The sequence below is a fragment of the Anoxybacillus mongoliensis genome, from assembly GCF_014201515.1.
Classification (GTDB): Bacteria; Bacillota; Bacilli; order Bacillales; family Anoxybacillaceae; genus Anoxybacillus; species Anoxybacillus mongoliensis.
In genome coordinates this window covers 215,801-227,985 of record NZ_JACHEQ010000002.1, presented here as the reverse complement: position 1 = coordinate 227,985, position 12,185 = coordinate 215,801, and the positions used below count along the sequence as shown (strand labels likewise).

Here is a 12,185-nt window from a genome sequence, read left to right as displayed (position 1 = left end):
GAAGGATGTGAACACGTATGAAAAAAGTGATGACGCTATTTGTCATCATCAGCTTGCTAAGCGGATGTTTTTCATCGAAAGAAGAAAAACAACAACGATTTATACAAGCGATTGAGAAAGGAAACATTCAAGCGGTGCGCGACTATATGGAAAAAGAAAAAAATATTAATTTTAAAATAAAACATGAAACACCGCTTGATGTGGCGATGCGTACCGGTCAGCGCGATATTGCAGCACAACTATTAAAAGCTGGAGGAAAGTCGGCTGTTATGCCGCTTCCTCCCCTACATTTTGCACTTGCTTCATCTTTAGCCCAAGGAAATGAAGAAAATATAGAAATCGTAAAACAAATCGTAAATGAACAAACGGTTCGTGAAAAAGATAAACAACATAATACTCCATTGCATATTGCGGCAGGGAGCGGGAATCTTGCTCTTGTACAGCTCGTTTGTCAATACGACGTTGACGTCAATGCGGTAAACAAACATGGCGAAACGCCGTTATTGCTTGCGGTGCAAGCGGGAAATATCGATGTTGTTCGCTTTTTATATGAACATGGCTCAAATGTAGAGCTGGGGAATAAAGCGGGGGAAACGCCGCTATATAAAGCGGTGGAACGAAACTTTATTGATGTAGCCACATATTTATTAGAGAAAAAAGCAAAGGTGGATGCGAAAACAAATATCGGAAAAACGCCATTAATGGTTGCAGCCGAGTATGGTTATGATGAATTAGTGACGCTCTTGCTTCGCTACGGAGCTGATGTGCATGTGAAAGACAACACTGGCAACACCGCACTTTCCCTCGCGCAATATTGGAAACACGACAACATTATAAAGCAGCTAAAGGAAAAAGGAGCCAAGTAGCTCCTTTTTTCATTGTACGCGTATTTCATCAACGATAACGGCGAGTTGTTTAACAAGCGGCAATCCGAGACCGCGGTTAATAAACACATCTTTATTATGTTTCACGACAAAACGTGCATATTGTTTTTGTTCTTCTTCTGATGAGATAGGCGTTTGAAACGAAAGATTTGTTCCGTTATCATTCGTTTCGCCGCGATACGTATTCACAATCAGCCCGTTTTCATCTGTGTACGGAATCATGGAGCTATTGCCGCGAGCAAATAGCCCACCTTCAATATTTATATATGATCCGACAGCATAAATCATGGCATTGCTGTCTGTATAGAAAAATCCTTTTAAGTTTGGTGTTGTGAATGAAAAATTGTTTGTAAATTCATTGACACGAGCAATTTCGAGTTCCCCTTTTGTTAATAACACAACTTCTTTCCCATTTAAGCCGCTAATTGTTGTATTGTAAATGGACGTATTCCCATTGACGTATACGGTAGAATCGAATGCCACTTGTCCTGTAATCGTTAAATTGCCGAGTACAATCATGTTTCCTTTCATTTGTAAAGGGGAACTGCCTGCATTTTCTAAAGTCAAATCGCCGTTTACAATGAGCCATTGCTCATCATTTAAAGTTAACGACGTAATATCGACATACGGAACGGTACTTGTATCAAGAAAAATGGATTTCCCGCTAGCAATCGCACTTTCTAATGCGGTTGGTAAATCGCTTGGGTCATTCACAACAACAGTCACAAATGACGATTTTATTTGTTCGACAAGCTCGGATAATGGTAAAGAAATAAGAGTTTGATATTGCGCTTGTTTGCTCGGGTCAAATCCATCAATACCAGCCGCTGATAGTAGTTTGTCTTTTAATGTCAAATCAAAATTTACGTCAATAAAGTCATCTTGTTCTTTTTGAACGCTCGGTCCTTGATATTGGAACGATAGTGAATGTGCTGTAAAATCATTCATGTTTTTTGTAAATGCAGTTGATATGGTGTAACAACTTCTCGCTCCATTTCCATGATCGCACGCATAGCGGTTGCCTTCAACAAACAATATACTTTTTTCACTTGTCGTTGGGAATGTTGTTTTTACGGAATAAAGCGTCGAGTTGTAAATATAGTTAGTAACGTTTGTGACATATATATCTTTTCCCGTGTATATATTGCCGTCAATATATGCTCCGCCATTTAATGTGACATTTTCACGCGAACCAAGGGCATATTTTAAAAAGCTCGGTGCGTTCGTAATAATGACTTCACGTGTAACGGTTTTGTTTCCGTACGGGGCAGATATACGAAAAACGCGTGTAAATAATTTATTACGCACGATTCCTTTTGCATCGGTGATATCTTCAATTGTGACGCTATGGCGTTTTATGAGTTCACTCAAAAAACCAGCTTGTGCATTTCCTAAATCGAGATCAAGTTGTGTGGGGGTAGATAACGTTAACTGTTCGACTTTCGCTTTCAGCTCAGCAACCGTTTCTTCTACGTTTTTGACGGCATCGTGAAGCGATGTGACATCCTCTACGCGCACTTGAGTAAATTTTGCTTGATATATGCTAACGGATAAAATCGTAACTCCAATAATAAAAAAGACAGTGACTGTTAACATAACGAGTACAAGACTATACCCTTTCTCGTTCACCTCTCTCCCCCCTTAAAACCCGAATTGTGATTGCAACGTAAACGGTTCAATATATAGCGGATCGTCGGGATCTCGATGATCGTTATCTTGAATCGATAACCGAATCGAAATGACGCCGCTTTTACATATGTTTTGTTGTTCTTGTACGCACGTATAAGTGAGCGTTGATTGTTCAGGAACGATACGTAAATTGCTTGATGTGATTTGTTTGTCATTTATTTGTAATGTTCCCGTTGTTTGATCTATCTTGATTTGCAACGTTTGACCTTCTTTTTCTTTTTCTTCGACAAGACCTGTATTTGTATCAATTTCTTTTTTTATGTTATTGACAAACGTCAGTGTATGCTCGTTTGATTCATTTTTGTTTAAGCCGTCTGGCGCGAGGGCGTATAGTTCGTTAAAAATCGTTGTCATCAATATATCTGCTTCACTTCGCAATTGACTTTCAATACCAATCCGTTTATACGCCTTCGTTCCGGCTGTAAATACGCCATATGCAGAAGCAGCAATAATCGATGTGATCGCTAAACCGACAAGTAGTTCAATAAGTGTTAATCCTCGTTCATTAGCGAATACTTTCATTGGCGATCACCCCTTTTAATACGATCACTTCGTTATTTGAGCGGACGGTGATATATAAACGAAGTAAATAGTTGCTTACATTTTCTTTTATATCTTTCTCGTTTTGAATCGTTTGCTTTAAAGGGTCAGGAAACTCGTTCGGTGGGTTTGTTTTTATTTGTGACCATATGGCTTGATCGTATGGAATTAACCAAGCTTGTACGTCTTCTTCATCATATGTTACGTTGTTAACCGTTGGTGCAAAAACAGCTTGGCATACGTCTTCGTTAGGAAATAACGATGTATTGGAACATGACGAAGCATCGAAGCGTATGAACGGTGTTTGTTCTGTCATATGGTCATGAACATAGGCGTTGATCGTTTGGAAATCGAGACGTTCCATATAATGAATAACCCCACGAGCGATATTGACGGCAACGGTTTTTGATTGGCTATACGCTGTGTATGTCATCGCATTAGTGAAAAACATGAACATGCCGCTCACAACAAATGATAAAATAACAATGGATAATAGTACTTCAATTAACGTAAAACCATGTTTATCATAAAAAATATTCATTTTCTTTTGACACATTTTCCTTCCCCTTCTTTTAAAATACATAACTTTATTATACAATATGTTAGAGTTAGGTGTTGTATCATTTGTGAATGGGGGGAACAAGTTGTCATATTTATTTTTCACTATCTTCTTTCTCATCTTAATCCCCATCTATATTCGGTTGCCTTTTGGGTGGACAAAAAAAGGGATCGTGGTTTTATTAACGGTCGCTTGTTTATTAAGCGTCTTTGGCATGATTGCTGTAAAACAATTTCCACTTTGGCAAGCGGTATTATTTCTTTTACTTTTAGTAATTGCTAGCACATATTTACTTGAACAAAAGCTCGGTCATTTATTTTATGCACGTATTCATGAGCACGATTTAATTGTAGTGAACGATGTAGAAGGTGAGCAGAAAGAAGAACCGCTATTTATCATCAAAGAAGTGGCGGAAGAAAAGCAGGAAGAAGAACGTGACCTCCAACAAAAACAAACGGAAGAAATGGAATTCGAGTGGCTTGAAAGTAACGGGCTAGAAGAGGTTGAACAACATGGTTCCGTTGAGCCTCTTCGCAATAATGAATACGATCATATCATTGAACCATTAGCCGAAATGGACGATGTGATTGAACCGCTACATATAGTGGACAATGACGGTACAGATGTAAATAACGAACATCATGAGCTGGACGATGAACAATGGGTTGATTTGTCAGACGAAGAAAACGATGAGCTAACATATAATCAACCTTTGTTTGAAACAGAAGAAAATGAGTTGCTTAACATGGACGAGCTTGTTGTTGACGAGATGACTGAGTATTTTGTCGATGAAAAAAATGAAATCGAGACAGTTATAGAAGATGATGGCATAGTAGATGAAAAGAAAAATGAGATGGAAATGATTCCAGTCATCGAAGGAGATGCCATTGGTGAAAAACAGCAAGATGAAGCAGAAAGCATACCGATTGTCGAAGAAGCCATCGTGTATGTGGACGAAGAACCATCTATATATGATGAAACAATAGCGATAGAAGAAGACGATGAAGCGATACGCATGCTTCCAAAACCGTTCATGAAAAATTTACTAGCTTCTTTATACGCCATGCGTCCGTTGTTATCGGACGAGGAATATGAACAGCTAATTTATAAACATTTACATCCTCGTTTACATGAGCAAGATTATTATACATTTGCGAATGTATTAATGGAGCATTACGTTGCTTCGAAACAATATGACAAGTTATATGATGTGGCGAAACAATTGTACGGGCAATATGAGCCTTATCCAATTATTCAACAACAATTAGCACACATGATTCATTACGCTGAACAAAAAATGGGGTGGAAAAAATGAAAAGTAGTGCACAAGTTATTGGTCTTCCAGTCATTAGCATTCAAAACGGAGTTCAACTTGGACAAGTGAAGTCACTTGTCATAAACCCAGAAAAAGGAACAGTCGACTTTTTAATTGTTGATCAAGAAAATTGGGAAATTAGTATGAAAGCGATTCCGTTTCGAAATGTGATCGGAATTGGCGAATTTGCGGTAACGGTTGAAGAAGAAAGAGCTGTTCTCGATTTAAACGTCATTCCTATTGCGAATGAGCTTGTCAATAAAAAAATTGCGATTAAACAAGCGAAAGTGATGACGAGAAAAGGACAATTGCTTGGGGAAGCAACAGAATTTTATATTGACGAAGAGACGGGACAAATTACAGGTATTGAAGTACAAATCGGAAACGACTCTCGTGTTGTTCGTGCCGATCATGTCATTACATACGGAAAAGATTTATTAATTGTTCATGAAGATGCGCAACAAACGCTTGTTTCCAATGTTGATGCGTTGTTGTCACTAAAGGGAACACAAGTAGAACCGCTCATTGAACAAATTGTTCCAAAATCATTTGAAAATGAGATTGATGAACTGCGCAAAAAACAAATCGACATGTTAACAGGAAAACGAGTATTAAAAGATATTTTTGACGCAAATGGTCAAGTGCTTATTTCAAAAGATACAATTTTAACGAAAGAAGACGTCATGCGCGCGCAAGAAGAAGGACCTGATGTTGTTATTGAATTGTCTATGAACGTTGAATAAGGAGGCGTATGCCGTGCGCCGAATCGTTTCATTCAAGCTATTTTTTACGTTACTCATTACCGTTTCATATTTACTTGCTAGTACAAAATTGGCAACGTGGGCGTACGAGTCGTTTGCTAGCGGAGACAAATTTGCCGAAGGAACGATGATCGGACCGATTGACGTATCCAATCGTTCATATGAAGAAGCGCATGAACAAATGAGTCAAAAAGTGAACGAATGGAAGCAATCAGCAAAGATGGCGCTTGTACTGGAAGGAAAAGAGGTAACGGTACAAACGAATCATTTTACGTTTCATATTGAGGAGAGCATGAAACAAGCGGTGAGCGGGAAGCACGCCCCTCTCCTCGTTTCTGTTGATGCCGAAGCATTGCAAGATGCCATTTCTTCTATCGGTGCATCAAAAGATTGGATTGACGTGGAAAAGGTGAAAACTCATTTGGAACAAGCAGCTGCCTCACTCACATCTACTCAACTATCGCTTGTTCAATACGTGCGGGAAGACATGCAACAACAAACAATATTGTCGCAAGCTGTTATTCCTTTACATGAAGAGCTTCGTATAATTCCGACATCAACAATTGTTATTGAGCCAAAGCAAGTATTTTCTGTTTTGGACTTTTTCAAAAAACAAGGAATAAGTTTATCAAAAGAAGCAATGACGTTATTTGCGTCAGTTTTATATGAAGTGATTGTACCAACGAACTTTGAAATTGTTGAACGTCATACGAGTACCGTATTACCAAACGGAGTCAAAGCAGGATTTGAAGCAGCTGTTGAACAAGACAAAAAAGATTTTATTTTCTTTAATCCAAACGATCGGGCATACACTTTTGAGTGGGGGATCGAAGGAAATGACATGCGAGCGTCTTTAATCGGTGCGCCATTTATATATCAATACGTATTAAAAACAGATCCTATTGAGTACTATGATCCGAAAACAATTGTGCAATATAGCGCATTGCTGAAGCCGAACGAAAAGCGAATAAAAGAAGAAGGAAAAAAAGGAATGCTTATTCGCTTATATAAAGAAGTGTACGATCGAAACCGCACGTTAGTTGAAACGGTTCTCGTTTCAGAAGATTTTTATCCGCCTGTTCATCGCGTCGAAGTGCGTGGATTACGAGCGGGAGCAAATAACGAAGCGAGTCCAACCCCAAGTGAGACACCTTCAGCACAACCATCACAACAAGAAGATATATGGGGAAATGAAAACGAGCAAATCAAAGGAAATGAGGATGAGACCTCATGAAAAAACAAGAGCGAAAACGATTAGGTGATTTGTTAATTGAAGCAGGGCTCATTACGAAAGAACAGCTTGAAGAAACGTTAAAAGAAAAAGCCCCTGGGCAAAAATTAGGCGATGCGTTATTGCAACGCGGCTATATTACCGAACAACAATTAATTGAAGTATTAGAGTTTCAGCTCGGCATCCCGCACGTCAGCTTATATCGGTATCCGATTGATCCGAAATTAATGAACCTTGTACCAAAAGAATTTGCGAAACGCAATATGCTCATTCCTTTAAAGCAAGAAGGGGATCGGCTATTTGTCGCCATGGCAGACCCGATGGACTTTTTTGCGATTGATGATTTGCGTCTATCGACCGGTTTTCATATTGAAGTGGCGATCGCATCAAAAGATGATATTTTACGGGCAATTAATAAATATTACGATATTGATGATTCGGTTGAAGAATTTTTAAACATTGCATCGGTCCAAGAGCCTCGCGAACAAGAGAAACTTGTTGAAGACGATTCGCCGATTGTGCGGCTCGTTAATCAAATTTTACAAATGGCTGTAGAACAACGAGCAAGCGATATTCATATCGACCCCCATGAGACAAAAGTCGTCATTCGTTATCGAATTGACGGAATTTTACGTACAGAACGAGCGTTGCCGAAACATATGCAAGGGATGTTAACGGCACGCATTAAAATTTTAGCAAATATGGATATTACAGAACATCGCGTGCCACAAGATGGGCGCATTAAAATGAATATTGATTTTCATCCAATTGATTTGCGCGTATCGACGTTGCCGACGATTTACGGTGAAAAAATTGTTATGCGCGTGCTTGATTTAGGAGCAACGTTAAACGACTTAAACAAACTTGGATTTAATAAACTGAATTTACAACGGTTTATTCAACTGATCGAACAACCAACAGGTATCGTGTTAATTACGGGACCGACCGGTTCAGGAAAATCGTCCACGCTTTATGCGGCATTAAACCGATTAAACGGTGAACATGTGAATATTATTACAATTGAAGACCCTGTCGAATATCAGCTTGAGGGGGTTAACCAAATTCAAGTGAATCCAAATGTCGGGATGACGTTTGCAGAAGGGTTGCGCTCGATTTTACGGCAAGACCCGAACATTATTATGGTCGGGGAAATTCGTGATCGCGAAACAGCGGAGGTAGCCATTCGTGCGTCTTTAACGGGACATCTTGTGTTAAGTACGTTACACACAAACGATGCATTAAGCACGGTCGCTCGTTTAATTGATATGGGCGTGGAGCCGTTTTTAGTTGCGACATCACTTTCAGGAGTTGTTTCCCAACGTCTCGTGCGTCGTGTTTGCCGCGATTGCCAAACAGAACACGAACCGACGAAGCGAGAAATAGATATTTTTGCCCGGCGTGGTTTGAAAATTGAAAAAGTGATGCGCGGTCGGGGCTGTCCGACGTGCAATATGACCGGGTATAAAGGGCGTATCGCGCTACATGAACTAATGGTTATGTCTGATGACATGAGGAAAGTCATCTTAAATGGGGAACCACTTTCGAAATTACGTGAAATCGCGATAAAAAATAAAATGATTTTTTTAATTGATGATGGTCTACTAAAAGTAAAGCAAGGACTGACGACAACAGAAGAAGTGTTGCGTGTAAGTATTGGCTAGGGTGATGAAGATGAAACAAAAAGTAGATGCGATGTTGCGTGCCGCATTTGAGTTAAAAGCATCCGATATTCATTTGACGGTCGGTATTCCCCCTATTTTTCGCATTAACGGAGATTTGAAAAGATATGGGCAAGACATGTTGTCATCAGTCGATACGGAACAAATGGCAAAAGCGATCGTTCCTGAAAAAATGTGGTCTTATTTTGAAGAGCACGGGGAGCTGGATTTGTCATATAGCCTCGCAGGCGTTTCGCGTTTTCGTGTTAACGTGTTTAAACAACGAGGCTGTATATCGCTTGCGATCCGTATTGTGCCGACAAAAATTCCGACGCTTGACGAATTGCAACTACCAGATGTATTGAAAAAGATGGTAACAAAACCCCAAGGGCTGATTCTCGTCACAGGACCAACGGGAAGCGGAAAATCGACGACGTTAGCTGCGATGATTGACTATATGAATAAAACGATGCGCAAACATATTATTACGCTTGAAGATCCGATTGAATATGTGCATAAACATGGGGGATGTGTCATCGATCAGCGCGAAGTTGGGACCGATACGAACAATTTTGCAAACGGTTTGCGGGCAGCACTTCGGCAAGATCCGGACGTCATTTTAGTCGGTGAAATGCGCGATTTAGAAACGATTCAAACAGCAATTACCGCCGCAGAAACAGGACATCTCGTATTCGGTACGCTCCATACGTCAAGTGCGCCTGCGACGATTGATCGAATCATTGACGTGTTTCAACCAGAACAGCAGGCACAAATTCGCATTCAGTTGGCGACAGTTTTAGTTGCGATTATTTCGCAACGATTATTTCCGCGCGCACAAAAAAATGGAAGAATTGCAGCGACAGAAATTTTAATCAACAATGCAGCTGTTGCTAATTTAATTCGCAATGGAAAAATTCATCAAATTCCGAGCGTCATGCAAACGAATCGCGCACTTGGTATGCATACACTTGAGGCAAGCATTAAAGAGCTTGTGCAGCAAGGATTGATCGCAAAAGAATCGGTCGAGCCGTATTTGCAGGAAGGATGATAAACATGGCGCAATTCCGCTATGAAGCGCGCGACGTGCGCGGGCGAGTGAAAAAAGGAACGATCGTTGCTTCGTCGCGTCGCGATGTGATGATAAAACTGCGTGAACAACGGTTGAAAGTCATTGATGTACGCGAAGTGCCACAAACGTTATTAACGAAAGAAATTACGTTCGGTAATCCCGTCAAACTGCAACATTTCGTTATTTATTTGCGTCAATTTGCGACGCTCTTAAAAGCAGGAGTAACGATTGTGGATGCTACACGTATTTTAGCGGAACAAACGGAAAGTAAAGCGTTAAAAAAGGCGTTGGCGCATATTGAAGAGCAATTACGAAGCGGTCAACCGTTATCTACAGCGATGACTAATCACCCAAACATTTTTCCACCGCTTGTCATCAATATGATTCGGGCTGGAGAAGCGAGCGGAAGTATGGAAGAAACGCTTGAGAGGCTTGCGGATCATTTTGAAAAAGTGCATCGGACACGCCAAAAAATTGTCTCCGCTTTGGCGTATCCCGTTGTTGTTGGGATTATTGCGGTCATCGTTGTCATCTTTTTGCTCGTTCAAGTCGTTCCGACGTTTGTTTCGATGTTTGCAGATTTTGGAGCGGAGTTGCCAGCGATTACGAAGTTTGTGCTACGTGCAAGTGAAGTGATGCAAACGTACTGGTGGGGCGTTATTTTACTTATGTTTATGATGTACGGCTTACTTCTGTTGTTAAAGAAGCAAAAAAAGACGAAATATTATTTAGATGTGATCGTATTACGCATGCCGATTTTCGGCAGCATGATGCAAAAAGCAGTGCTTGCACGTATGACACGTACATTAAGTTCCCTTTTTTCAAGCGCTGTCCCTATTTTACAAGCGCTTGCGATCGTTGAAGCAGTCGTTGAAAATGAAGTTGTTGCTCGCGTCATTCGCACATCGCGTGATGCGCTTGAGCGCGGAGAATCGTTAACGGAACCGATGAAGCGACATTGGGCGTTTCCTCCGCTTGTGACGCAAATGATTGCGATTGGAGAACAAACGGGTTCATTAGATGCGATGCTTGCAAAAGTGGCCGATTTTTACGAAGCAGAAGTCGAAGCAGCGACCGATCGGTTAAAATCATTAATTGAACCGCTCATGATCGTGTTGCTCGCTAGCGTCGTTGGGACAATCGTCACATCCATTTTAGTCCCGATGTTTGATATATTTAATCATATTCAACAATAAAACTAGTACTTTTCAACTAGATTGGTTATCGTGTAAAATGATGAGAGAAAACAAAAAATTGCAAAGGAGAGGAATTATGTTAAAGAAATTCATTCGCAACGAAAAAGGTTTAACATTAATTGAATTGCTGGCAGTAATCGTTATTTTAGGAATTATTGCAGCGATTGCGATTCCGAGCATTGGGGCAATTATTGATAACTCGAAAAAAGACGCTCATATCGCCAACGCTAAACAGCTTGTTAATGCAGCAAGAATAGCTGTTACAGCTGATGCTGCAAACGCAGCCAAAACATCCTTTACAATGAAAGAATTGGTTGATGGGGGATATTTAGAAAAGACACCGAAGTCACCTGGTGATAAAGGAAATTATGATGAGGATAACTGCAAAGTTTTCGTCACAAAAAATACAACAACAGGAAATTTCAGCTATGAAGTTGAGTTGGTTGATGATGGAAATCCAGCTCATAAGTATATCACAAAGAAAAACGTAGACGATTTAAAGAGAAGTGACGTTAAACTTGAATAGTGCATTATCTATTTCCTTCCTCCTCGGTCTTCTTCTCGGCTCGTTTTATAACGTTGTTGGGTTAAGGGTGCCAAAAGGGGAGTCGATTGTTGCGCCGCGTTCGCATTGTCCATCTTGTAAACGAACGTTGACAGCGTTAGAGTTAATTCCGGTTGTGTCGTATATGTTACAAAAAGGGAAATGTCGCGCGTGTTCGGCGCGCATTTCCTTTGTTTATCCGTTCGTTGAGCTGTCCACGGCTATATTGTTTACGCTCGCCCCGTTTCTTGTTGGTTGGTCAGCGGAAGTAGCCGTTAGTTGGACGCTCATTTCTTTATTCGTTATTATTTTCGTTTCTGATGTGCATTATATGATTATTCCAAACCGTGTTTTATTATTTTTTGCGCCACTTCTTTTCATTGAGCGCATATGGCTCGTGCCGCTTACTCCTTGGTGGGATAGTTTGCTCGGTAGTTTTGTTGGATTTATGATGTTGTTTCTTATTGCCCTTGTGAGTAAAGGTGGAATGGGCGGTGGAGATATTAAACTATTTGCAGTGATCGGTTTGGCGCTTGGGGTAAAATTAACGGTTTTAGCATTCTTTTTATCGACGTTCGTTGGAACGATGTTTGGTCTGATTGGCATGGCAATAGGGCGTGTGAAGCGTGGCGAGCCGATGCCATTTGGACCAGCCATTGTTGTTGGTACGCTGATCGCCTATTTTTTTGGTGAAGCGATGATTGATATGTATGTAAAGGTTATGATGTAAGGAGAACAA

The 12,185-nt window shown here is 40.4% G+C and carries 12 protein-coding genes; 9 read left to right on the top strand and 3 right to left on the bottom strand.

The features are described from left to right. Positions 1-17 precede the first annotated feature (17 nt). The gene (locus tag HNR43_RS03260; protein WP_183241262.1) at positions 18-866 is read left to right on the top strand and encodes an ankyrin repeat domain-containing protein; all 849 of its coding nucleotides are present in this window, start codon (positions 18-20) and stop codon (positions 864-866) included. Between the two features lie 9 nt (positions 867-875). On the opposite strand, the gene HNR43_RS03255 is transcribed toward HNR43_RS03260, so the two are convergent. Genes HNR43_RS03255 through HNR43_RS03245 form a run of 3 tightly spaced genes read right to left on the bottom strand, consistent with a single transcriptional unit; the run spans position 876 to position 3,669 of the window. Further along, entirely contained in the window at positions 876-2,513 is a 1,638-nt protein-coding gene (locus HNR43_RS03255) for a hypothetical protein (protein WP_183241260.1), read from the bottom strand. A gap of 12 nt (positions 2,514-2,525) precedes the next feature. Then, positions 2,526-3,095, bottom strand: a complete 570-nt coding sequence (locus tag HNR43_RS03250; protein WP_183241257.1) for a PulJ/GspJ family protein — start codon at positions 3,093-3,095, stop codon at positions 2,526-2,528. Next, positions 3,079-3,669, bottom strand: coding sequence for a prepilin-type N-terminal cleavage/methylation domain-containing protein (locus HNR43_RS03245; protein ID WP_183241255.1), 591 nt, complete (start codon positions 3,667-3,669; stop codon positions 3,079-3,081). The genes HNR43_RS03250 and HNR43_RS03245 overlap by 17 nt, the downstream gene beginning before the upstream one ends. A 175-nt stretch (positions 3,670-3,844) precedes the next feature. Here HNR43_RS03245 and HNR43_RS03240 point away from each other — a divergent pair, with 175 nt between their 5' ends. From HNR43_RS03240 to HNR43_RS03205, 8 genes are all read left to right on the top strand, one after another. Further along, positions 3,845-4,987: a hypothetical protein gene (locus HNR43_RS03240; protein ID WP_343055722.1), complete on the top strand. Its 1,143-nt coding sequence runs from the start codon at positions 3,845-3,847 to the stop codon at positions 4,985-4,987. Next, entirely contained in the window at positions 4,984-5,730 is a 747-nt protein-coding gene (locus HNR43_RS03235) for a PRC-barrel domain-containing protein (RefSeq protein WP_183241250.1), read from the top strand. The genes HNR43_RS03240 and HNR43_RS03235 overlap by 4 nt, the downstream gene beginning before the upstream one ends. 13 nt (positions 5,731-5,743) lie before the next feature. Beyond that, positions 5,744-6,982: a VanW family protein gene (locus HNR43_RS03230; RefSeq protein WP_183241248.1), complete on the top strand. Its 1,239-nt coding sequence runs from the start codon at positions 5,744-5,746 to the stop codon at positions 6,980-6,982. Then, complete coding sequence (locus HNR43_RS03225; RefSeq protein WP_183241246.1) at positions 6,979-8,640, top strand: GspE/PulE family protein; 1,662 nt, start codon at positions 6,979-6,981, stop codon at positions 8,638-8,640. The genes HNR43_RS03230 and HNR43_RS03225 overlap by 4 nt, the downstream gene beginning before the upstream one ends. Positions 8,641-8,650: 10 nt before the next feature. After that, positions 8,651-9,685: a type IV pilus twitching motility protein PilT gene (locus tag HNR43_RS03220; RefSeq protein WP_183241244.1), complete on the top strand. Its 1,035-nt coding sequence runs from the start codon at positions 8,651-8,653 to the stop codon at positions 9,683-9,685. A 5-nt stretch (positions 9,686-9,690) separates the two neighbouring features. Then, entirely contained in the window at positions 9,691-10,902 is a 1,212-nt protein-coding gene (locus tag HNR43_RS03215; RefSeq protein ID WP_183241241.1) for a type II secretion system F family protein, read from the top strand. 76 nt (positions 10,903-10,978) lie between these two features. Continuing rightward, positions 10,979-11,428, top strand: coding sequence for a prepilin-type N-terminal cleavage/methylation domain-containing protein (locus tag HNR43_RS03210; RefSeq protein ID WP_183241239.1), 450 nt, complete (start codon positions 10,979-10,981; stop codon positions 11,426-11,428). Beyond that, positions 11,421-12,176, top strand: a complete 756-nt coding sequence (locus HNR43_RS03205) for a prepilin peptidase (RefSeq protein WP_183241236.1) — start codon at positions 11,421-11,423, stop codon at positions 12,174-12,176. The genes HNR43_RS03210 and HNR43_RS03205 overlap by 8 nt, the downstream gene beginning before the upstream one ends. Positions 12,177-12,185 lie beyond the last annotated feature (9 nt).